Source organism: Bradyrhizobium jicamae, assembly GCF_018130695.1.
GTDB lineage: Bacteria > Pseudomonadota > Alphaproteobacteria > Rhizobiales > Xanthobacteraceae > Bradyrhizobium > Bradyrhizobium jicamae_B.
The window spans coordinates 30871-53584 of the sequence record NZ_JAFCJX010000040.1; the positions used below are offsets into that span (position 1 = coordinate 30871).

General features: G+C 64.6%; 21 protein-coding genes and 1 pseudogene. 17 read left to right on the top strand and 5 right to left on the bottom strand.

The features are described from left to right. Positions 1-128 precede the first annotated feature (128 nt). The gene (locus JQ604_RS37265; protein ID WP_212365728.1) at positions 129-1103 is read left to right on the top strand and encodes a tripartite tricarboxylate transporter substrate binding protein; all 975 of its coding nucleotides are present in this window, start codon (positions 129-131) and stop codon (positions 1101-1103) included. A gap of 66 nt (positions 1104-1169) precedes the next feature. On the opposite strand, the gene JQ604_RS37270 is transcribed toward JQ604_RS37265, so the two are convergent. Next, entirely contained in the window at positions 1170-1784 is a 615-nt protein-coding gene (locus JQ604_RS37270) for an outer membrane protein (RefSeq protein ID WP_212365729.1), read from the bottom strand. 270 nt (positions 1785-2054) lie between these two features. Between JQ604_RS37270 and uvrC the strand changes: the two genes are divergently transcribed. The 7 genes from uvrC (at position 2055) to JQ604_RS37305 (ending at position 9150) form a co-directional block, all read left to right on the top strand. After that, positions 2055-4145: an excinuclease ABC subunit UvrC gene (gene uvrC, locus JQ604_RS37275; protein WP_212365730.1), complete on the top strand. Its 2091-nt coding sequence runs from the start codon at positions 2055-2057 to the stop codon at positions 4143-4145. Between the two features lie 90 nt (positions 4146-4235). After that, positions 4236-4874: a CDP-diacylglycerol--glycerol-3-phosphate 3-phosphatidyltransferase gene (gene pgsA, locus JQ604_RS37280; RefSeq protein WP_212365731.1), complete on the top strand. Its 639-nt coding sequence runs from the start codon at positions 4236-4238 to the stop codon at positions 4872-4874. Next, positions 4871-5122 (top strand): molybdopterin converting factor subunit 1, encoded by a 252-nt coding sequence (moaD, locus tag JQ604_RS37285; protein ID WP_212365732.1) that lies wholly within the window; start codon positions 4871-4873, stop codon positions 5120-5122. The genes pgsA and moaD overlap by 4 nt, the downstream gene beginning before the upstream one ends. A gap of 62 nt (positions 5123-5184) precedes the next feature. Continuing rightward, positions 5185-5652 carry a molybdenum cofactor biosynthesis protein MoaE gene (locus tag JQ604_RS37290; RefSeq protein ID WP_212365733.1) on the top strand — a complete coding sequence of 156 codons (468 nt, stop codon included), beginning with the start codon at positions 5185-5187 and terminating at the stop codon, positions 5650-5652. Then, positions 5652-6611 carry a 50S ribosomal protein L3 N(5)-glutamine methyltransferase gene (prmB, locus tag JQ604_RS37295; protein ID WP_212365734.1) on the top strand — a complete coding sequence of 320 codons (960 nt, stop codon included), beginning with the start codon at positions 5652-5654 and terminating at the stop codon, positions 6609-6611. The genes JQ604_RS37290 and prmB overlap by 1 nt, the downstream gene beginning before the upstream one ends. Before the next feature lie 196 nt (positions 6612-6807). After that, positions 6808-8280, top strand: coding sequence for an EAL domain-containing protein (locus tag JQ604_RS37300; RefSeq protein WP_212365735.1), 1473 nt, complete (start codon positions 6808-6810; stop codon positions 8278-8280). Between the two features lie 15 nt (positions 8281-8295). Next, the gene (locus tag JQ604_RS37305; protein WP_212365736.1) at positions 8296-9150 is read left to right on the top strand and encodes a TIGR01459 family HAD-type hydrolase; all 855 of its coding nucleotides are present in this window, start codon (positions 8296-8298) and stop codon (positions 9148-9150) included. A 120-nt stretch (positions 9151-9270) separates the two neighbouring features. Here the strand turns inward: JQ604_RS37305 and JQ604_RS37310 are convergent, their stop codons facing one another. Continuing rightward, positions 9271-9666, bottom strand: a complete 396-nt coding sequence (locus JQ604_RS37310) for a response regulator (protein WP_016844467.1) — start codon at positions 9664-9666, stop codon at positions 9271-9273. Between the two features lie 223 nt (positions 9667-9889). On the opposite strand from JQ604_RS37310, the gene JQ604_RS37315 reads away from it, so the two are divergent. After that, on the top strand, positions 9890-10870 hold the full coding sequence (locus tag JQ604_RS37315; protein ID WP_212365737.1) for a bifunctional riboflavin kinase/FAD synthetase: 981 nt from the start codon (positions 9890-9892) through the stop codon (positions 10868-10870). After that, positions 10867-11406 carry a sugar O-acetyltransferase gene (locus JQ604_RS37320; RefSeq protein WP_212365738.1) on the top strand — a complete coding sequence of 180 codons (540 nt, stop codon included), beginning with the start codon at positions 10867-10869 and terminating at the stop codon, positions 11404-11406. Before JQ604_RS37315 ends, JQ604_RS37320 begins: the two co-directional genes overlap by 4 nt. Before the next feature lie 15 nt (positions 11407-11421). Here JQ604_RS37320 and JQ604_RS37325 read toward each other — a convergent pair whose 3' ends face one another. The 3 genes and pseudogenes from JQ604_RS37325 to JQ604_RS41790 all read right to left on the bottom strand — a co-directional run. Next, on the bottom strand, positions 11422-11862 hold the full coding sequence (locus tag JQ604_RS37325) for an RES family NAD+ phosphorylase (RefSeq protein WP_212365739.1): 441 nt from the start codon (positions 11860-11862) through the stop codon (positions 11422-11424). A gap of 8 nt (positions 11863-11870) precedes the next feature. Then, the gene (locus tag JQ604_RS41785) at positions 11871-12077 is read right to left on the bottom strand and encodes an MbcA/ParS/Xre antitoxin family protein (protein WP_249159224.1); all 207 of its coding nucleotides are present in this window, start codon (positions 12075-12077) and stop codon (positions 11871-11873) included. Further along, a pseudogene (locus JQ604_RS41790) lies at positions 12072-12239 on the bottom strand (NepR family anti-sigma factor); the annotation flags it as partial. The gene JQ604_RS41785 and the pseudogene JQ604_RS41790, both read right to left, overlap by 6 nt. 252 nt (positions 12240-12491) lie before the next feature. Between JQ604_RS41790 and ileS the strand changes: the two are divergent. The 7 genes from ileS to arfB all read left to right on the top strand — a co-directional run bounded on the left by ileS (position 12492) and on the right by arfB (position 22711). Continuing rightward, positions 12492-15482, top strand: coding sequence for an isoleucine--tRNA ligase (ileS, locus tag JQ604_RS37335; protein WP_212365741.1), 2991 nt, complete (start codon positions 12492-12494; stop codon positions 15480-15482). Further along, complete coding sequence (gene lspA, locus JQ604_RS37340) at positions 15479-15973, top strand: signal peptidase II (protein ID WP_212365742.1); 495 nt, start codon at positions 15479-15481, stop codon at positions 15971-15973. Before ileS ends, lspA begins: the two co-directional genes overlap by 4 nt. Before the next feature lie 117 nt (positions 15974-16090). Continuing rightward, on the top strand, positions 16091-16801 hold the full coding sequence (locus JQ604_RS37345) for a hypothetical protein (RefSeq protein WP_212365743.1): 711 nt from the start codon (positions 16091-16093) through the stop codon (positions 16799-16801). A gap of 267 nt (positions 16802-17068) precedes the next feature. Further along, a complete protein-coding gene (locus tag JQ604_RS37350) occupies positions 17069-18460 on the top strand; it encodes a M16 family metallopeptidase (RefSeq protein ID WP_212365744.1) in 1392 nt (463 codons plus the stop codon). A gap of 50 nt (positions 18461-18510) precedes the next feature. Next, complete coding sequence (locus JQ604_RS37355; RefSeq protein WP_249159228.1) at positions 18511-19824, top strand: M16 family metallopeptidase; 1314 nt, start codon at positions 18511-18513, stop codon at positions 19822-19824. Positions 19825-20026: 202 nt separating this feature from the next. Continuing rightward, positions 20027-22183 (top strand): FG-GAP-like repeat-containing protein, encoded by a 2157-nt coding sequence (locus tag JQ604_RS37360; protein WP_212365746.1) that lies wholly within the window; start codon positions 20027-20029, stop codon positions 22181-22183. Positions 22184-22291: 108 nt separating this feature from the next. Then, positions 22292-22711: an alternative ribosome rescue aminoacyl-tRNA hydrolase ArfB gene (gene arfB / locus JQ604_RS37365; RefSeq protein ID WP_212365747.1), complete on the top strand. Its 420-nt coding sequence runs from the start codon at positions 22292-22294 to the stop codon at positions 22709-22711. Positions 22712-22714: the final 3 nt, after the last annotated feature.

A 22714-nucleotide genomic window follows, 5' to 3' on the forward strand; every position in this document is an offset into this window, starting at 1 on the left:
TTGTGATTGCCTGCACAATGTGGCCGCCGCCCTGGCGGACTCCGCATCAGCGTGAGCGCTCGATCGACGCGTGCGCGGATCATTTCGTGCTAGGACTCCCCTGAACAAGACCGATGGGGATGGACAGCATGAACCGGCGCGATTTCCTCCGTCTCGTTGGTGGCACGACGGGACTGATCGCTGCTGCGCGCGCGGCATCGGCGCAATCGGCTTACCCCAATCGCCCCGTGCGCATCATCGCCGGCTTTGCCGCCGGCGGCGGCGTCGACATCACCGCGCGCCTGATCGGGCAATGGCTGTCGGAGCGGCTTGGCCAGCCCTTCATCGTCGAGAACCGCACCGGTGCCGACGGCAACATCGCGACCGAAGCCGTGGTGAATGCCGCCCCCGACGGCCACATGCTGCTGCTCGCGACCTTGCCGAACGCGGTCAACGCCACGCTTTATCCCAACCTCAAATTCAACTTCCTGCGCGACATGGCGCCGGTCGCCGGCGTGATCGAGGTGCCGATGGTCGCGCTGGTGCATCCGTCATTCCCGGCAAAGGACATTGCCGAGCTGATCGCCTACGCCAAGGCCAATCCCGGCAAGATCAACATGGCCTCGGCCGGCGTCGGCAGCGCGCCGCATATGGCAGGCGAGCTGTTCATGACCATGACCGGCGTGACCATGACCCACGTGCCCTATCGCGGCCAGAGCCAGGCGATGAGCGACCTGCTGTCCAACCAGGTGCAGTTGCTGTTCGCGGCAGCACCCGGGACCGCCGATTACATCAGAAGCGGAAAGCTCCGCGCGCTTGGCCTGACCAGCGCCTCACATGCCGAGGTGCTGAAGGATCTGCCGACGGTCGGCAGCACCGTGTCAGGCTATGAAGCCAGCCAATGGTACGGTGTCGCCGCGCCCGCCAAGACGCCGCCCGAGATCGTGGCGAGGCTCAATCGCGAGATCAACGCGGCGTTCGCTGATCCTGCGATGCAGTCCCGTCTTGCCGCGATCTCGGGCGACATCATCGCGGGCTCGCCGGCCGATTTCGGCAAGCTCATCGCTGACGAAACCGGGAAATGGGCCAAGGTCGTCAGGCAGGCCGGCCTCAGGGCCGAGTGAGCGGGACAAAAAAAATCCCGGCCGCTGGACGGCGGCCGGGAGTGAGAAGACAACGGTTTCTTGTTCTCAGAAGTGATAGTTGATGCCGGCGCGGATCAGGCCGAAGCGATAGCCGTTGGAAGCGCCGGTGACGACGAAGTTGCTGTTGGCGAGGTCGACATAGAGATATTCGATCTTGGCGCTCCAGTTCGGCGCAAAGCCCATTTCGGCGCCGGCGCCGACGGTCCAGCCGGCACTGGTGTGCGACTCAGACAGACCGAAGGTCTCGGCGCGCAGCTCGCCGAAAGCGAGACCGCCGGTCACGTAGAACAGGACGTTGTTGAAGGCGTAGCCGCCGCGGCCGCGCAGGGTGCCGAACCAGGGATTGGAGAACTTCCAGGGCGCAAAGGTGTCGTCCGCCGCGGTCGCCTGGATGTCACCCTCGAGGCCGAACACCCACGGGCCGTTCTGGAAATTGTAGCCGGCCTGCACGCCGCCGGCGAAACCGGACGGCTTGGTCGGGTTGTTGTCGACCGATCCCCAGCCATAGCCGAGATTGCCGCCGAGATAGGGGCCGGCCCAGCTATAGGCGTTCAGCGGTTGGTTCACGGTATAGCGCCCGTAGTTGAGGTCGGCCGCGGCCGCGGACGTCGTCCAGGCCAAAACGAGCAGCGCCAGCACGCGCAAAACCAGCCGGGTCATCGGTCCTTCTCCACCACGCAACTGCCGTGACCCGGCGGCCCGATGCGGCCGCCATGGTTACGGAATTCCCCTTTATTTCGATCAGATTTATCGAGAGTTTTAAGTTAAAGGCCTGTTAAGCCCCGTTACCGCCCGCTCATCAGTCTTAACAATGTGTTAGCGGCCAACCCGGCCCCGTCCGGCGCGTCGCCTAAGCCCCTGCGAAAGGCCCCGTTTTGACCCTTGTCGCAGTGCTGGCGACGACAGCCCGCAGCCCTTAAATTCAGGTCCATGGTTCACGATTCTACCGACGGTCCGAAGCCGCCTGGCCGAAAAGCGCGGCGCGGTTCCCAATCCGCTTCTCCGCCCGATGAGGCGGGCTTGGCCTCTCCCGATCTCGATCCCGCGACGGCTGGCGCCGACGAGGACGATGAGGGGCGCCTGCCCGATGCGTCGGACGAGGGTGCATCGGACGAGGGTTCGGAGATGATCGCCGAGGGCACGCTCGGGATCGGGCACGCCGCGATCGAGAACGCGGTCAAGCTGGCGCCGACCTCACCCGGCGTCTACCGCATGCTGAACGCCGCCAACGACGTGCTCTATGTCGGCAAGGCCAAGAACGTCAAAAAGCGTCTCGCGTCCTATGCGCGGGTCAACGCGCCGCTGCCGGCGCGCATCCTGCGCATGATCGCGGCGACCGTGAACGTCGAGATCGTCTCGACCATGACGGAAACCGAAGCGCTGCTGTTGGAGGCCAACCTCATCAAGCAGCTGCGGCCGCGTTTCAATGTGCAGCTGCGCGACGACAAGTCGTTTCCCTACATCCTGCTCACCGGCGACCATTGGGCGCCGCAGATCCTCAAGCATCGTGGCGCGCAATCGCGGCCTGGCCGCTACTTCGGACCGTTCGCCTCCGCTGGCGCCGTCAACCGCACTATCACGGCGCTGCAGCGCGCCTTCCTGATCCGCTCCTGCACCGACGGCTTCTTCGAGAGCCGGACGCGGCCGTGCCTGCTGTATCAGATCCGCCGCTGTGCCGGCCCCTGCACCCGCGAGATCGACTTCCCCGGCTATACCGAGCTGGTGCGCGAGGCGACCGAATTCCTGTCCGGCCGCAGCCATGCGGTGAAGGGACTGCTCGCTAGCGAGATGGAGAAGGCCTCGAACGAGATGGAGTTCGAGACCGCCGCGGTCTATCGCGACCGCCTCGCCGCGTTGTCGGCGATCCAGTCGCAGCAGGGCATCAATCCGCGCACGGTCGAAGAGGCCGACGTGTTCGCGATCCACCAGGAAGGCGGCTATTCCTGCGTGGAGGTGTTCTTCTTCCGCACCGGCCAGAACTGGGGCAACCGCGCCTATTTCCCGCGCGCGGAGAAGACGTTCACGCCCGAGGAGGTGCTGTCGTCCTTCCTCGCCCAGTTCTACGACGACAAGCCGCCGCCGAAACTGATCCTGCTCTCGCATGAGATCGAGGAGTGCGCCCTGCTCGCCGATGCGCTCGCGGTCAAGGCCGGATACAAGGTCGAGGTCTCCGTGCCGAAGCGCGGCGAGAAGAAGGAGCTGATCGCCCACGCGCTGACCAATGCGCGCGAGGCGCTCGGCCGCAAGCTTGCGGACACAGCAACGCAGAGCCGGCTCCTGGAGGGCATGGTCACGACTCTCGGCCTGCCGCATACGCCGAAGCGGATCGAGGTCTACGACAACAGCCACATCCAGGGCACCAACGCGGTCGGCGCGATGATCGTGGCGGGGCCCGACGGCTTCATGAAGAACCAGTACCGCAAGTTCAACATCAAGTCGGAAGGCATCACTCCCGGCGACGACTTCGCGATGATGCGCGAGGTGCTGGAGCGGCGCTTCAAGCGGCTGTTGAAGCCGCCGGAGGACGACGCGGCCGAGGCCAGGGCGGATGACGATTCGTTTCCGCAATGGCCCGACCTCGTCATCATCGACGGCGGTCGCGGCCAGCTCAATGCGGTCAGGGAAATCTTTGGAAATCTGGGCCTGACCCAGGTGTCGCTCATGGCGGTCGCCAAGGGGCCGGACCGCGACGCCGGCCGCGAGACCCTGTTCATGCCGGACCGCGAGGCGATCAAGCTCGAGCCGCGCGACCCCGTGCTGTACTTCATCCAGCGGCTGCGCGATGAAGCCCATCGCTTCGTGATCGGCTCGCACCGCAAGCTGCGGAAAAAGGATATCCGCGAGGCCGGCTTGCAGGAGATTCCGGGCATCGGACCATCCCGCAAACGTGCCTTGCTCCATCATTTCGGGACGTTAAAGGAGATCGAACGGGCCTCGATCGCCGATCTTGGCAAGGTTCCCGGGGTCAGCGCCGAAAGTGCCCGCAAGATTTTCGAGTTTTTCCACGCCCAACCGGGTTAAAGGAAAAGACAAGTCATCAGCACGTCGCCGCTCCCGGGCAGTTGAGTCCGCACGGTTGACCTTCTCGCCTGAGCGGTATTGGTAGGACGAATGAACATCGCCACGACCCAGGGACAACCCAAGGGACAGACCAAGACCTTGTCCCTACCGAATATCCTCACCTGCGCCCGGATCCTCGCCATTCCGGTGGTGATCGGCTGCATCTTCATGCAGTCCAAGGAAGGCCCGCTCTGGCTGCGCTGGGTCGCGGTCGCGATCTTCATTGCGGCCGGGGTCACCGACTACCTCGACGGCTACTACGCCCGGATCTGGAATCAGCAATCGGCCTTCGGGCGCATGCTGGACCCGATCGCCGACAAGCTCCTGGTCGCCTCCTGCCTGCTCGTGCTGGCCGCCGACGGCACCATCAACAACTGGTCGCTCTGGGCCGCGGTTGTGATCATGTGCCGCGAGATCCTGGTCTCGGGCCTGCGCGAATATCTCGCGGCGCTGCGGGTCAGCGTCCCCGTCACCAAGCTCGCCAAATGGAAGACCACCATCCAGCTGGTCGCGATCGGCTTCCTGCTCGCGGGCGAAGCCGGCGACCAGGTCGCGCCGGCCAGCCTCGGCCCGATCGTGTCCCTGACCGGCATCGTGCTGCTGTGGATGTCGGCGATCTTCACGATCTACACCGGCTGGGATTACTTCCGTGCCGGCATCCATCACCTCATCAAGGAGGATGAGGGATGAAGGTGAAATATTTTGCCTGGGTGCGCGAGCGCATCGGCAAGGCGGAAGAGACCATCGAGCCGCCGGCGGACGTGCGCACCGTCGACGATCTGATCGGCTGGCTGACGGCGCAGGGCGAGGCCTACGCCTATGCCTTCGAGAAGCCGAAGGTGATCCGCGCCGCGATCGACCATGCCCATGTCAAGGCGGACGCGACCATCGCCGGCGCGCGCGAGATCGCGTTCTTTCCGCCGATGACTGGTGGATAGCGTTTTCGAGCGAAGTGGATACCGGTTCGCGTGAAGAAAACGCGTCAAATAAAAGTGTCATCATGACCGTCAGCGCAACCATCCGCATTCAAGAGGCCGATTTCGATGTCGCGCGCGAGATCGCGGCGCTGAGCCAGGGCCGCACCGACGTCGGCGCTGTCGTCAGCTTCAGCGGCATCTGCCGCGGCGCCGAGCAGGGCGAGCCGATCGCGGCACTGACGCTCGAGCATTATCCTGATATGGCGGAAGCGGAAATCCAGCGCCACGCGGATGACGCGCTGGCGCGCTGGCCGCTGCAGGGGCTGACCGTGATCCACCGCTTCGGCCGCATCGAGCCGGGTCAGAACATCGTGCTGGTGGTGACCGCGTCGGCGCATCGGCAGGCTGCCTTCGAGGCCGCCGAATTCCTGATGGATTACCTGAAGACCAACGCGCCGTTCTGGAAGCGCGAGGAAAGCGCCCGCGGCACCAACTGGATCGAGGCGCAGGACCATGACGACGTGGCTGCCGCGCGCTGGACCAAATCCTGATGGCCAAATCCGGCAAGTCACCCGCGAAGCGCCGCCCCGCCGCGGCGAAGGCGCCGGCCGTCGGCGCAGGCGAACTCCACACGCTGTTCGACTACGTCCGCTATGCGGTGAGCCGCTTCAATGAAGCGAAGATCGTGTTCGCCCACGGCACCACCGATCCCGTCGCCGAAGCCGCCTTCCTGGTCTGCGAGACGCTGCATCTGCATCCCGACCAGTTCGAGAGCTTTGCCGGCGCACGGGTCACGAATGCCGAGGGCAGGCGCATCCTCGATTTGATCGCGCGTCGCGTCAGCACGCGGAAACCGGCGGCCTATCTCGTCAACAAGATCTACATGCGCGGGCTGCCGTTCTATGTCGACGAGCGCACCATCGTGCCGCGCTCCTTCATCGGCGAGCTGCTGGATTCGCATTTCGGCGGCGACGACGACGGTACCTCGCTGATCGGCGATCCCACCAAGGTCGAACGCGTGCTCGATCTCTGCACCGGCTCGGGTTGCCTTGCGATCCTGGCGAGCCGCAACTTCCCCAATGCCGAGGTCGATGCGGTCGACATCTCCAGGGACGCGCTCGCGGTCGCCGGGCGCAACGTCGGGGATCACGGACTCGAGGACCGCCTGACGCTGCATCGGGGCGATCTGTTCGAGCCGCTCAGCGACGTCAGATACGATTTGATCATCTCCAACCCGCCCTATGTCGACGCCGAGGGCATGGCCGCGCTGCCGCGCGAATGCCGCGCCGAACCCAAGCTCGCTTTCGACGGCGGGCCTGATGGCCTCGACATCGTCAGGCGCATCCTCGATGAGGCGAAGCAGCACCTGACGCCGGGCGGCGGCCTGCTCTGCGAGATCGGCCGCGGCCGCGACAATCTCGAAGCCGCCTACCCCAACCTGCCGCTGCTCTGGCTCGATACCGAGGACTCCGAGGGCGAAGTGTTCTGGATCGCCGCCGCCGACCTCTGACACCGCCTCCCGCATCAATCGACGCACACGAAAATCATGTGCAGTTCCAGCCGGTTCCAAAGAAGGCTGGCCCGGCGAATCAGTATTGATGCTAAGGTTGCAACGCCTTTGGGGGGCGCAACGTTTAGGCCATGATTGTGGGGCACCCGTGTTTCCCGGACCGGGGTGAGTTCGGACTGAGGGCGCAGCGCGCGACATGATTCGCATTTCGACGATCTTCATTGCCATCTGCATGGTGCTGGTTTCGGCCTCGCTCGGCCTCGTGCTCTATGCGGTGGCGGGGATCAGCGGCTCGGAATCCGCGATCGTGGCGCTGACCGCGCTGACCTTCCTGGTGCTCTACAACGCAGTCTCGATGCGGCTGCGCGACCGCACCGATGTCGGCGGCCAGATCGCCGATCTGTCGCGCGGCACCGCCGACCTCGCCCGCCAGGTTGCCGAATTCGGCCGCCGCCTCGCCGCCGTCGAGGGCCGGCTGGTGTCGTCCAATTCCGCCGGCAACGACCGCATGCAGGCCGTGGTCGGCGAGATCAGCGAGCTCGGCGTGCTGGTCAAGCAGCTCGCCGCCTCCGTGGCCAGCCACGACGACATACTGTCGTCAGCAGTTGAAGCATCGGCCCCGCCGCCCGTGCCGGTGCACAGCGCCGTGTTCGATCCCCCGCGCGAAATGGCGCCGGCCGTCTTTGCACCGGCGCCTCAGGCACCCGTCATGCCGGCGCCGGCCATCGCACCGCTTGGCATCGCACCGCCTGCCGTCGAGCCTGCGATCGCGCGCAGCCAGCCGCAGTTGCTCGGCGCCATCAAGAACGCCATCGAGGAGAACCGCCTCGACATCTATTTGCAGCCGATGGTGACGCTGCCGCAGCGCAAGGTGCGCTACTACGAGGCCGTGACGCGGCTGCGCGACGCCCACGACCAGATCCTCGCCGCCGACGATTTCATCGGCGTTGCCGAGGCCGGCGGCCTGATCGGACGCATCGACCACATGGTGATGCTGCGCTGTGTCCAGGTGCTGCGCCGCCTGATGGTGCGCAACAAGGATGTCGGCGTGTTCTGCAACGTCTCCGCCGCGACGCTGACCAATCCTGCCAATTTCAACCAGTGCCTGGATTTCCTCGAAGCCAACCGCGCGCTGGCGCCGTCGCTGGTGCTGGAATTCAAGCAGGTGATGTTCCGCAATCTCGGTCCCGCCGAGAGCGAGAGCCTGGCTGCGCTGTCGCAGCGCGGCTACCGCTTCTCGGTCGACCATGTCAGCGATCTCCGTTTCGAGCCGCGCGAGCTCGCCGATCGCGGCGTCCGCTTCATCAAGGTGCCGGCCTCGCTGCTGCTCGATCCCATGCAGAGCTCGGCCTCGGATATCCACCCTTCCGATCTCTCCGACCTGCTCGGCCGTTACGGCATCGACCTGATCGCCGAGAAGATCGAGGGCGAGCGCGCCGTGGTCGACCTGCTCGATTTCGACGTCCGCTTCGGCCAGGGCTTCCTGTTCGCGCCGCCGCGGCCGTTGCGGCCCGAAGGGGCATCTGCTACCGCCGGAGCCCCGACGACCAAGCCGCAGGAACCCAATGGTGCCAGCAATCCAGCTCCCGTCCCAGGCACGGCCATGGAGCCGCCGCCGCGGACTTCAGGCAATGCCGCGCTGGCGCGCCGCGCGGTTGGCCCCGGCTAACGGGCTGAACCGATCATGACCTCGCTGCGATTTGCCGAGCGGCTGCGCGACCTCGTCGGCGAGACCGACGTCGTGCTGTCGGACATCTGGGGCGTCGTGCACAACGGCCTGGAGTCCTTCCCCGAGGCGTGCGAGGCCCTGCACAATTTTCGCCAGCAGGGCGGCACCGTCATCCTGATCACCAATGCGCCGCGGCCGGCGGATTCCGTGCAGCGGCAGCTGCGCAAGCTCGGCGTCGCCGACCAGACCTATGACGCGATCGTCTCGTCCGGCGATCTCAGCCGCCAGTTCGTCGCCGGCCATCCCGGCCAGAAGATCTTCTGGATTGGTCCGGAGCGTGACAGCTCGATCCATCGCGGCCTTGACGCCACGATGGTGCCGCTCGAGCAGGCCGACTACATCATCTGCACCGGCCTGTTCGACGATGAAGTCGAATCCGCCGAGGACTATCGCGACACGCTGCTGAAGGCGCGCGAGCGCAAGCTCACCCTGGTCTGCGCCAATCCTGACATCGTGGTCGAGCGCGGCGACCGGCTGATCTATTGCGCCGGCGCAGTCGCAGAGCTCTACCGCGAGCTCGGTGGCGAGGTAATCTTCTACGGCAAGCCGCACCGGCCGATCTATGAGCGCGCCATGGAGCTGGCCGCCCAGCATCGCGGGCGCGCGACCGAGCTCGGCCGGGTGCTCGCGATCGGCGATTCCGTGCGCACCGATCTCGCCGGCGCGCATGGCTTCGGCATCGACCTGCTGTTCGTCACCCGCGGCATCCATTCCGAGGAGTTCGAGGGCATCGAGCAGCTCGACCCGGCCTCGGTGAAGGAATTGTTCGGCCACCCGCCCCGCGCATTGATGCGCGAGCTGCGCTGGTAACATAGCGTTTTCGAGCGAAGTGGCTTCCGGTTCGCGCGAAGAAAACGCGTCCAGAAAAAGAGCAAAACAAAAAGCCCGGGCCTAGGCCCGGGCTTTTCAAATTCGGTGGGGACGCGACGCTTACGCGGTCGCCATGTCCGGGAAGACCGCCTCGATCTTGGTCTTCAGCGTCGCGGCGTTGAACGGCTTGACGATATAGTTGTTCACGCCGGCCTTCTTGGCGGCGATCACGTTCTCGGTCTTGGATTCCGCCGTGATCATGATGAAGGGCGTGGTCGCCAGATTGGGATCGGCGCGGACTTCCTTGAGCAGGTCGTAGCCGGTCATCGGCTCCATGTTCCAGTCGGAGATCACGAGGCCATACTTCTTGCCGCGCATCTTGTTCAGCGCGGCCGAGCCGTCGGAAGCATCATCGATGTTCTCGAAGCCGAGTTGCTTGAGGAGATTCCGGATGATGCGGATCATGGTGCTGTAGTCATCGACCACCAGGACCGGCATGGACAAATCAACCGCCATCTTCTTTCCCCCAAACGACGCTAACGCAACAATGACAGACAGGCCGGAACGACCCGTAGCTCCGATGCAAGCTCTAGCAGCAGGCGTTAAACAGCGCGTTAACCCGGCGGAACGGGATTGCGTCCGTTTTGATGCGATTGCCGCCGGCTTGACTTCCGAGCCGCCGCCGCGTCACGGTCGATACCTATCTTTCATGCTTAAGAATTCCTGAAGACTTCCGGAAATGACTCGATTTACCGTTATCCGCGACAACACTCCTCCCGACGCGATTCCGCGCGGGGCCGTAGTGGCCATGGGCAATTTCGACGGCGTTCATCTCGGTCACCGCGCCGTGATCGGCTCGGCTTTGCGGATGGGCCAGGCCCATGGCAAGCCGGCGCTGGCAGTGACGTTCGAGCCGCATCCGCGCAGCTTCTTCAGCCCGAACAGCCCGCAATTCCGCCTGACGGACGAGACCAACAAGCTGCGGCTTCTGGCCGCGACCGGGCTTGCCGGTGCTGTCGTGATGACTTTCGACAAAATCCGCGCGGGCACCTCGGCCCAAGATTTCATTCACCATGACCTGATCGAACGGCTCGGCGTCAGCGGGATCGCGGTCGGCTACGACTTTCATTTCGGCAAGGGCCGGGTCGGCTCGCCGAGCCTGCTCGTCAGCGAGGCGCCGCGGCTCGGCATCGAGGTCGACGTCCAGGCCCATGTCGACATCGAGGAGCGGCCGGTGTCCTCCAGCGCCATCCGCATGGCGCTGGCCGAGGGCCAGATCGCCGATGCCACCACGATGCTGTCGGGCCCCTGGTTCGTCACCGGCGCCGTGATCCATGGCGAGAAGCGCGGCCGCGATCTCGGCTATCCCACCGCCAATATCCGCCTCGACAAGAACTGCGCGCTCAAGCACGGCATCTATGCGGTGCGGGTCGGCCGAGGGCAAGGAAACGACCAGGTGCGGATCGACGGCGTCGCGAGCTATGGCCGCCGCCCGACGTTCGACAATGGCGCACCGCTGCTCGAAGTGTTCCTGTTCGACTTCAAGGGCGATCTCTACGGTCAGACACTCGACGTCGCCTTCATCTCGTTCATCCGCGACGAACTTAAATTCGACAGCATCGAGGCGTTGATCCGTCAGATGGACAACGACAGCGCCGCCGCGCGCGCGGCCCTCGCGTCGGCGCCCGACGCGTTTCCAAAACTCGGGACCATCGATTGAGCAAGACCGAAAAACAAAAGATGCTGGCGGGCGAACTCTATCGCCCGGATGCGGAACTCGCCGCCGAACATGCCATGGCGAAGGAATGGATGGCACGGTACAATTCCGCGCTGTCGCCAGGCGAACAGCATGTGATGCTGCGTGAGCGCTTCCGCCGGGTCGGCAAGGACGCGATGATCCGCGCGCCGTTCTTCTGCGACTATGGCAGCAACATCAGCGTCGGCGACGGCGTCTTCCTCAACTTCAACTGCGTGATCCTCGACGTCGTCGAGGTCGAGATCGGCGACCGCACCCAGATCGGGCCGGCCGTGCAGATCTACACCGCCGACCACCCGCGCGACGCCGAGACCCGCCGTTCCGGGCTCGAATTCGGCCGCCCGATACGGATCGGCCGCGACGTCTGGATCGGCGGCGGCGCCATCATCCTGCCCGGCGTCACCATCGGTGACGGCGCGCTGATCGGAGCCGGCAGCGTGGTCACCCGGGATGTCGCCCCCGGCGCGACGGTGGCAGGAAACCCGGCCCGGCCGCGATAGGATACCCGCACCACTTCAGGGGAGTAGGCGCGAATCGAATGGCGCTCTGATAATTTCTGCCACAGTGATCCTGGCCGCGTCTTGATGTGCAGGGTTCAGGAGGAAGTTGTCGCCCTTCCCGCTAATTGCGGATGGCACGCGCAATAGGGCACACGTTGCGCGATCGAGCCATTTGTCGCCGATGTCTCGGGTCATCACCGCATTTGACCGCCAATCCGTCGGCAACTCGGCATCGACGATCTCTACGGTAACGTCGCTGGGGACGACGACGCGCAACAATTGATAGGTCGCTGGAATCAGATCGCGGTCCATATGAACCAGCATTTCCAGGAGCGCGCTGGACGCGTGATCGGCGAGATAGACGATCCGCCTGCCTTGCGAATGCCATCGTCCCGCGGCCCTTAGGCCTCCTATCCCGGAAAGATCGGCGTAATTTGATATCCGCCAGAGCTCCATCGGATAGCTCAGGCAAAGATTCCATGATCGATTTGTTCGAGCATCTCGCGAACGACGGCCGTCCCAAGCTCGTCACTCAGAAGGTCGGCCGGCTTTTGACCTGACAGCGATGCATTGGGCCGCTGGAGCCAGGATTCGGCCTTCTGCGCGTCGCCAAATATCCGGTGGGCGACACTCTTGATCTCCAGTGTTCGGATCAGATTTGCCTCATCCAGTTTTCTAGCGAGTTCGGCAAAACTATCGGGTATCCCCGGTTGCACGATGTCATCGTGCATCCCCCTGAGCTGATGCCCTATCCTCGACTGGATTTCGGGCCCGTCGCCTTGTCGGCGGAGGTCCTTGAGGGTCTCGTAAACCTCAGAAGGTTTGGCACTCATGAATTCTCTCCAGTAATCAATAGATTAGTATTGTTGGCGAAATCCGCAACGGTGATTACGTCGGGTGCCGTGCAGGCTTTGCGATTTGCCCGCCCGGCTGCTATGGAAAGCCCCCATGTTTTCGCGGCGCATCATACGGATTAGCGGCCCGGCTTCCGCCTGAGCTTCACGCTCGGCGCAAGACCGGGATGTCCTCGTTTCACCCGCGATTGATCGCGTTTTCGCGCCTTTCCGAGCCAGATCAGAGCCTTTATGTCCGACAAGCCGCAAAATCCCGACTATTCCAAAACCCTTTACCTGCCGCAGACCGAGTTTCCGATGCGCGCCGGCCTGCCCCAGCGCGAGCCGGAAATCCTCAAATACTGGAACGACATCGAGCTCTACGACCGGCTGCGCCGCGCGTCGGAAGGGCGGCCCAAATTCGTGCTGCATGACGGCCCGCCCTATGCCAACGGCAACATCCATATCGGGCACGCCCTGAACAAGATCCTCAAGGACGTCGTGACCAAGAGCCAGCAGATGCTCGGCTTCGACTCCAACTATGTCCCCGGCTGGGACTGCCACGGCCTGCCGATCGAATGGAAGATCGAGGAGGAGAACTACCGCTCCAAGGGCAAGCCGAAGCCTGACTTTCGCGACTCCACCGCGATGGTGGCGTTCCGGAAAGAGTGCCGCGCCTACGCCACGCACTGGATCAATGTGCAGCGCGAGGAGTTCAAGCGGCTCGGCATCATCGGCGACTGGGACCATCCCTACCAGACGATGACCTATCCGGCCGAGGCGCAGATCGCGCGCGAGCTGATGAAGTTCGCCGCCAACGGCACGCTCTATCGCGGCTCCAAGCCGGTGATGTGGAGCGTGGTCGAGAAGACCGCGCTGGCCGAGGCCGAGGTCGAATACGAGGACTACACCTCCGACATGGTGTGGGTGAAATTCCCGGTCACCTCGCCGGCGCATGGCGCGCTCGCCAATGCCTCCGTCGTGATCTGGACCACCACGCCCTGGACGCTACCCGGCAACCGCGCGATCTCCTTCTCGCCGAAGATCACCTACGGCCTGTTCGAGGTCACTGATGCGCCCGCCGACAACTGGGCCACGACCGGCGATCTCCTGATCCTCGCCGACGCGCTGGCCGACGGCGTGTTCAAGCAGGCGCGCGTCACCGCTTACAAGAAGGTCCGCGATCTCCCCGGCGACACGCTCGATGCAGTCGAATGCTCGCATCCGCTGAAGGGTCTTGCCGGCGGCTACGACTTCATCGTGCCGCTGCTCGCCGGCGATCACGTCACCGACGACACCGGCACCGGCTTCGTGCACACCGCGCCGAGCCACGGCCGCGAGGACTTCGACGTCTGGACGGCGCACACCCGTGAGCTGGACGCACGCGGCATCAACACCACGATCCCCTACACCGTCGACGAGAACGGCGCCTACACCGCGCAGGCGCCCGGCTTCACCGCAAAACGCGTGATCAACGACAAGGGCGAGAAGGGCGACGCCAACGAGGCCGTGATCAAGGCGCTGGTCGAGGCCGGCAAGCTCCTGGCGCGCGGCCGTCTCAGGCATCAATACCCGCATTCCTGGCGCTCCAAGAAGCCGGTGATCTTCCGTAACACACCGCAATGGTTCATCGCGATGGACAAGGACATCGTCGAGAACGGCCATGCGAAGAAGGGCGACACGGTGCGCGCCCGCGCGCTGCACGCGATCTCGGTGACGCAATGGGTGCCGCCGGCGGGACAGAACCGCATCAACGGCATGATCGCCAACCGTCCGGACTGGGTGATCTCGCGCCAGCGCGCCTGGGGCGTGCCGATCGCCGTGTTCGTGCGCGAGAAGGGCGACGGTTCGGCCGAGATCCTTCGGGACGAGGTCGTCAACCAGCGCATCACCGAGGCCTTCATGGAGGAAGGCGCCGACGCCTGGTACAAGGACGGCGCCCGCGAGCGCTTCCTCGGGTCCCGCGCAAAGGAAGACTGGAAGAAGGTCGACGACATCTGCGACGTCTGGTTCGATTCCGGCTCGACCCATGCCTTCGTGCTGGAAGACCGCCAGAGTTTTCCGCAGCTCGGCAACATCGTCCGCAAGATCGACGGTGGCAACGACACCGTGATGTATCTGGAAGGTTCGGACCAGCATCGCGGCTGGTTCCACTCCTCGCTGCTGGAGAGTGCCGGCACGCGTGGCCGGGCGCCCTATGACGTCGTGCTGACCCACGGCTTCACGCTCGACGAGAACGGCCGCAAGATGTCGAAGTCGCTCGGCAACACCGTCGAGCCGCAGAAGGTGATCAAGGATTCCGGCGCCGACATCCTGCGGCTCTGGGTCTGCGCCACCGACTATGCCGACGACCAGCGCATCGGCCCCGAGATCCTGAAGAACACCATCGAGACCTATCGCAAGCTGCGCAACTCGATCCGCTGGATGCTCGGCACGCTGCATCACTTCAAGCCGTCGGACGAAGTGGCCTTTGACGATATGCCCGAGCTCGAGCGGCTGATGTTGCATCGGCTGAGCGAGATCGATGCCGTGGTGCGCGAGGCCTATGCCAGCTTCGACTACAAGACCGTCGTCGCCTCGCTGTCGAATTTCATGAATGCCGATCTGTCGGCGTTCTATTTCGATATCCGCAAGGATGGGCTGTACTGCGAACCGCCGTCGTCGACGATTCGCAAATCGGCGCTCACCACCGTCGACATCCTGTGCGATGCGATCCTGAAATGGATGGCGCCGATCATCAGCTTCACCGCGGACGAAGCCTGGCGGATGTACCGGCCGGGCGGCAGTCCGTCGGTGCACCTGCAGACATTCCCGAACGATCTCGCCGGCTTCCGTGACGATGCGCTGGCCGCGAAATGGGAAACCATCCGCGACGTGCGCCGTGTCGTCACCGGCGCGCTCGAGCTCGAACGCGCCGCCAAGAACATCGGCTCCTCGCTCGAGGCCTCGCCGATCATCTACGTCTCCGACCGGGCGACGCTGGCGACACTGTTCGACGTCGACCTCGCCGAGGTCTGCATCACCTCGAGCTACGAGGTGCGGGAGGGCGAGGCCCCGGCCAACGCGTTCCGTCTGGACTCGGTCGCAGGCGTTGCCGTGGTGGTCGAAAAGGCCGTCGGCACCAAATGCGCCCGCTCCTGGAAGATCCGGCCCGATGTCGGCGCGGACACCGAGTATCCCGACGTCACGCCGCGCGACGCGCAGGCGCTGCGCGAATGGAAGGCGCTGGGGGTCAGCATTTGAAGCCGCTCCATGCCGGCGTGCTTGCGGCGGTCGCGACCCTGATCGCCGACCAGGCCTCGAAGCTGTGGCTGCTATTCGTGTTCGACATTGCCCATCGCGGCGCGGTCCGGGTCACGCCGTTCTTTGACCTGGTGCTGGCCTGGAACGTCGGGATCAGCTTTGGCTGGCTCCAGAGCGAGAACCCGATGGCCCAGATCGCGCTCGGGACGGTCAAGGCGGTCGCGGTGGTCGTGCTGGCGATCTGGATGGCGCGGTCGCGCACCCTGCTCGCCACCGTGGCGCTCGGCCTGATCATCGGCGGGGCGATCGGCAATGCGATCGACCGCTTCGCCTATGGCGCGGTGGTCGATTTTGCCCTGTTTCACGTCGAGATCGGCGGAAATGTCTATAATTGGTACGTTTTCAACCTGGCCGATGTGGCCATCGTTGCCGGTGTGGCCGCCCTCTTGTATGATTCCTTCCTGGGGGTACCCGCCGCAAAAGCGCCCTGATCCCGGCCGATAGGGTCCGGTCAGCGGTTTATTGCCCGCATGCGGCGGAGCTGAGCCTAAGCCAGTGATCGGCTTATGGAAAAACGCCTTGCAGAAATTTGAGATGGGAATGGCGCGATGCGCAACACCGAAGCCCTGATCGAAACCTCCCGGCCCGTGCTCAAGCGCACCCTGCGCCTGGCGCTGGTGGCCGCCGGGATCGCGCTGGCGATGACGGGCGCGGCCCGTGCCGGCGACGATGATGACGATGACGGCATGACCTTCGAAGAGCGCATCATCGACAACATCATGACCGGTGTCGGCGCCAAGAGCATGGCCAACAAGGGCATCGAGTATCGCGAGCGCTCGCCGCTGGTGGTGCCGCCGAAGCTCGATTTGCCGCCGCCCGCCTCCGCCACCCAGGCGACCGCGCCGAACTGGCCGAAGGATCCTGATGTGGCCAAGCGCAACGCCGCGATCGCGGCGCGCAAGAACGAGCGCAAGAAGGAGGCGCGCGAGTTGGCGCAGCCGCTGACCCCGGCCGAGATCGAGGCCGGCCGCAAGCAGCAGACCGCCCGCACCAGCAACGATCCGATCGAGCCCGGCGTGACCAAGAACCCGATGCTGAGCCCGGAACAGCTCGGCTACACCGGCGGCCTGCTCGGCATGTTCAAGGGCAACACCAACGAGGAAGCCCAGTTCAAGGGCGAGCCGACGCGCGAAAACCTGACCGAGCCGCCGCCCGGCTATCAGACCCCGTCGGCGAACTATTCCTACGGGATCGGTCCGCAGAAGCCGATGGCCCAGCGCGGTCAATACGACATCCAGACCGGCAAAGAAATTCAGTAGCCGCCTTGACGTCGGTCCGCAGCACCCTGCCTGCTTCTCTAGAGCCGTCTCCGTTCCGATTGAATCGAAACGGGGCTGTAGATTCATGTTTTGACGCCTTTTCTTCACGCGAACCGGTGTCCACTTCGCTGGAAAACGCGGTGCCTGAGGATTCCGTGATGCGGAGAGGCGTTTGCCTCGCCGCTTCGTGACGTCCTGGCCTGGCCAATCGGTCTACGATGGGCCGCTTTTTGCATCCCGGCGATTGGTCCGGTCACCACAGGAATCATGATGTCAGCACGCCGCTCCGTCGCCTCGCTCGCTGCCGCATTCGCTCTCACCTTCGCGCTTCCGATCGGCAATGGCTGGGCCCAGACCACGGTGACGTCGGAGCGGCCGGCAAGCTTCACGCTCGGCAACGGCCTGCAGGTGGTGGTGATCCCTGATCGCCGCACGCCGGTCGTCACCCAGATGATCTGGTACAAGGTCGGCTCCGCCGACGAGACCCCGGGCAAATCGGGGCTCGCGCATTTCCTCGAGCATCTGATGTTCAAGGGCACCGCCAAGCATCCGGCCGGCGAGTTCTCGCAGACGGTGCTCAGGGTCGGCGGCAACGAGAATGCCTTCACCTCGGTCGACTACACCGGCTATTTCCAGCGCGTGCCGCGCGAGCAGCTCGCAAGCATGATGGAGTTCGAGGCCGACCGCATGACCGGCCTGATCCTCAAGGACGAGAACGTGCTGCCCGAGCGCGACGTCGTACTCGAAGAGTTCAACATGCGCGTCGCCAACAATCCGGAAGCGCGGCTGACCGAGCAGATCATGGCCGCGCTCTATCTCAACCACCCTTACGGCCGCCCGGTGATCGGCTGGCGCCAGGAGATCGAGAAGCTCGACCGCGAGGATGCGCTCGCCTTCTACAAGCGCTTCTACGCGCCCAACAACGCGATCCTGGTGATCGCCGGCGACGTCGACGCCAAGGATATCCGCCCGCTGGTGGAGAAGAATTTCGGCCCGATCCCGGCGCAGCCCGCGATCCCCGAGAAGCGGGTGCGGCCGCAGGAGCCGACGCCGGCGGCGCCGCGCACCGTGACGCTGTCCGATCCGCGGGTCGAGCAGCCCGGCCTGCGCCGCAATTACCTGGTGCCGTCGGCCTCGACCGCCGCTGCCGGCGAAAGCCCGGCACTCGACGTGCTCGCGCAATTGATGGGCGGCGGCGCCAACTCCTATCTCCACCGCTCGCTGGTGCTCGACAAGGGCCTGGCGATCGCTGCCGGCGCCGGCTATCAGGGCACCGCGCTGGACCCCTCGCAATTCTCGATCTCGGTGACGCCGAAGCCCGGCGTCGAGTTCGCGCAGATCGAGGAAGCGCTCGACAAGGTGATAGCAGACGTCGCGCAGAACACCGCGAAAGCCGAGGATTTGGAGCGGGTGAAGACCCAGCTGATCGCGGAAGCAATCTACGCCCAGGATAACCAGGCGACGCTGGCCCGCTGGTATGGCGGCGCGCTGACCACGGGCCTGAGCATCGACGACATCAGGAGCTGGCCGGACCGCATCCGCGCCGTCACCGCCGAGCAGGTGCGCGATGCCGCCGCCAAATGGCTCGACAAGAAGCGGTCGGTCACCGGTTATCTCATCAAGGATGCTGCGCCGAAACGCGAGGAGAAGCGCTCGTGATTACTGCCCTCACCCGCCGTGCAGCCCTGATCGGCGGCGCCTGCGCCGCCATGACGCTTCTCTCCGTCGCGCCCTCGCAGGCGGCTGCGAAAATCCAGCGGCTGGTGTCGCCCGGTGGCATCGAGGCCTGGTTCGTCCAGGATGCCACCGTGCCGCTGATCGCGATGGAATATGCCTTTGCCGGCGGCGCCAGCCAGGATCCGACCGCCAAGCCCGGCGTCGGCAACATGGTCGCCGACCTGCTCGATGAAGGCTCCGGCGATCTCGATTCCAAGACCTTCCATGAGCGGCTCGAACGCCGCGCCATCGAGCTGAGCTTCTCGGCGACGCGGGACAATTTCCGCGGCAGCCTGCGCATGCTCAAGGACAACAAGGACGAGGCCTACGAGCTGCTGCGCTCGGCGCTGAGCGCGCCGCATTTCGACCCCGTCGATGTCGAGCGCATCCGCGGCCAGGTGCTGTCGACGCTGCGCCGCGAGTCCACCAATCCGAGCTCGATCGCGGGACGCAAGTTCCTGCAGGTCGCGTTCGGCGATCATCCCTATGGCCGGCAGGCCAGCGGCACGCTGGAGAGCGTGCCGAAGATCGAGATTGCCGACCTCAAGGACTACGCCCGCCGCATCATCGCCAAGGATACGCTGCGGGTCGCCGTGGTCGGCGACGTCGATCCGGACACGCTCGGCAGACTGCTCGACAAGACCTTTGGCGGCCTGCCCGCCAAGGCCGATCTGGTGCCGGTCCCCGACGTGGTGGCGACCAAGCCGCCGCAGCGCGCCTTCATCCCGCTCGACGTGCCGCAGACGGTCGTCACCTTCGGCGGCCCCGGCGTCCGCCGGCATGATCCGGACTTCATGGCCGCCTATGTGGTGAACCACATTCTTGGCGGCGGCGGGCTGTCGTCGCGGCTCTACAAGGAGGTCCGCGAGAAACGCGGGCTCGCCTACTCCGTCTACGAGACCCTGCTCTGGATGGATCATTCCGCGCTGTTCTTCGGCAACACCGGCACCCGCGCCGACCGCGCCGGAGAAACCGTGGATGCGATCGAAACGGAAATCCGCCGCATCGCCGAGGAAGGCCCGACCCAGAAGGAGCTGGATGAGGCGAAATCCTATCTGAAGGGCTCGCAGATGCTGGCGCTCGATACGTCCTCGAAGCTCGCGCAGGCGATGCTGCAATATCAGCTCGACAAGCTGCCGATCGACTATATCGAGAAGCGCAACGCCATCGTCGACGCTGTGACGCTGGACGACGCCAAGCGCGTCGCCAAGAAGCTCTGGGGCGACGGATTGCTGACCGTGATCGTCGGCCGCGCCCCGCAGGCCGCTGCGCAGCCGGCGGCGGCGGCGCCCAAGGCTAGCAACTAAGGCTAGCAACTAAGGCTAGCAACTGACGCACGCCCGATCGCACAACGACTTGAACCGTCCCGTGCAGGCGCGGCAGCGTTCGCGCTCTGATTGACTCCGCAAATGAGCCTTAATATCGTCCCGCCGGGGCGTTGGGGATTGTACACGGCAGGGTGACCGCTGGCCGTGGGAAATTGTGTCCGGCTCCGGAAATGGGGCTGGCATGGCCGTCGACAACGACATTCTCTCGATTACCGGAACGGTACAGACGGCGCGGTGGAATACCGACGCGCCGCTCGGCACGCCGGTCGTCGTCACCTACAGCTTCAACTCCGCGCCGGCGTCCTATGACAGCACGGCCCGGCCAAGCTTCACGGCATTTTCCGAGGCCCAGAAGAACGATATTCGCCAGGCCCTGGACGTGTGGGCGGCGGCGAGCGGGATTTCATTCATCGAAGTCCCGGAAGCGGTCGGCGGGCAGATCCGCTTCAACATGTATGACATGACCGGCCAGCTCGCCGCCAACGGTCAGCAGGCCGCAGGACTGGGCTACAATCCGTATGTTCAGTGGACCACAGTCAACGGCACGAAAGTCTACAGCCTGAGCTACAACACGCTGGGTGGCGATGTTTTCCTGAACGCCGCGCTCTATGCCGGCAACGACGTCGCGATGTCGCCCACGCACGGCGGCTATTCGGTGACGCTCCACGAAATCGGCCACGCGCTCGGGTTCAAGCATCCTTTCGAAGGCACGCCGACGATCGATCCGGCGCACGACAACGCCACCTACACCGTCATGTCGTACAATCGTCCGAACACGACGGTTTCGCTCGGCACCGTCGATGTCGCCGCATCGCAATACTATTACGGTACGGCCGACATCCCCCACAGCTTCAACGCCGCGACCCTGACGGTCACTTTCAACGGCACCGGCGCAAGCGAATGGATTCTTGGCACCGAGCTCAAAGACGTGATCTACGGCGGCGGCGGTGACGATCACCTGCGGGGCGAGCTTGGCAACGATACGCTGGCGGGAGGTGCCGGCAACGACACGCTCACCGGCGGCGTGGGCGATGATCTCTTCGTGTTCGGTCCGAGCGACGGCTCCGACATCATCACCGATTTCGTCGCTGGCGCTCACACCGACGACCGGATCGATCTGAGCGCATTTCATACCACCCTCGCCCACGCACTGGGACACGCCAGCCAATCCGGCGCCGACACCGTCTTCAACTTCGGCAACGGCGATACCCTGACGCTGCAGAGCGTCACCAAGGCCAATTTGAATCTCGACGACTTCATCGGTGTTCCGAACAAGGCGGTGAACGACTTCAACGGCGACGCCAGATCCGACTTGATGACGATCAGCAACGCCGCCCACACCGTCTTCGAATGGCAGATGAACGGCACCCAGATATCGGCGAGCGTGACGGTCGGCACCATCAATGCAGCCGCCGGCTGGAACTACATCGGGAACGGCGATTTCAACGGCGACGGCAAGACCGACATGCTGTTCATCAATTCCACGACCCACGGCGTTGCCGAATGGCTATTGGACGGTGGCCAGGTTACGGCGAATCCGCAGATCGGCACCTACAACGCCGCCGGCGGCTGGAGCTATACCGGCACCGGCGATTTCAATGGCGACGGCAAGACCGACCTGCTGTTCCTGAACTCCATGACCCATGGCGTCGCGGTCTGGCAGATCGACGGCACCCAGGTCACGGCCAACCCGCAAATCGGGACCATCAATGCGACCGCCGGATGGGGCTATGCCGGCAACGGTGATTTCAACGGCGACGGAAAAACCGACCTGCTGTTTCTGAACTCCACGACCAACGGAGTTGCGATCTGGCAGATGGACGGCACCCAGGTCACCGCGAGCCCGCAGATCGGCACCATCGCCGCCGGCTGGCACTTCGCCACAACGGGCGATTTCAACGGCGACGGCAAGACCGACCTGCTGATGCTCAACGATACGACCCACGGGGTCGCGATCTGGCAGATGGACGGCACCCAGGTCACCGCCAACCCGCAGATCGGCACGATCGCAACCGGCTGGCATTTTCAGGACACCGGCGACTTCAACGGCGACGGCAAGACCGATCTGTTGTTCTTGAACGACACCACTCACGGCGTGGCGATCTGGCAGATGAACGGCACCCAGGTCGCGGCGAACCCGCAGATCGGCGTCATCAACGCCGCCGCCGGCTGGCATTTTGATGCCGTGCGCGACCTCAGCGGAGACGGAAAATCCGATCTGGTGTTCGAGAACGGCAGCACCGGCGGCGTCGCCTCATGGGTGATGGACGGCACGCAGGTGACGAGCAACGCGCAATTTGTCATCTATGACAACGTCAACTGGCATTTGACTGTCTGAGCGCATCGTCGCGATGCATCCGCGCCGCGAACGTGCTACATACGCGTCCGTTCCGGGCGTGAATGACGCCTGAGCGCGCCTTCCGCGCATTTCTTTCCTGGTGACGCCATGCTGCGGGTCTCCCGCGACCTTACAATCGACGAGGACGATATCGAGATCGTATTCGTCCGCGCCTCGGGTCCAGGCGGGCAGAACGTCAACAAGGTCTCGACCGCGGCCCAGCTCCGTTTCGACACCAGCAAGATCGCGCTGCCGCCGGATGCCGCCGAGCGGCTGGCGCGGCTGGCCGGCAGCCGCATGACCAAGGACGGCGTGATCGTGATCCAGGCGTTTCGCTTCCGCACCCAGGAGCGCAACCGTGCGGATGGAATCGAGCGGCTGCTCGCGATGCTGCAGGAGGCGATGGTGCGTCCGACGCCGCGGCGGGCGACCAAGCCGACCTTCGGCTCCAAGCAGCGCCGGCTGGAAGGCAAGAAACGCCGCAGCGACGTCAAGGCCGGCCGCGGCTCGCGTGGTTTTGACGATTAAGAG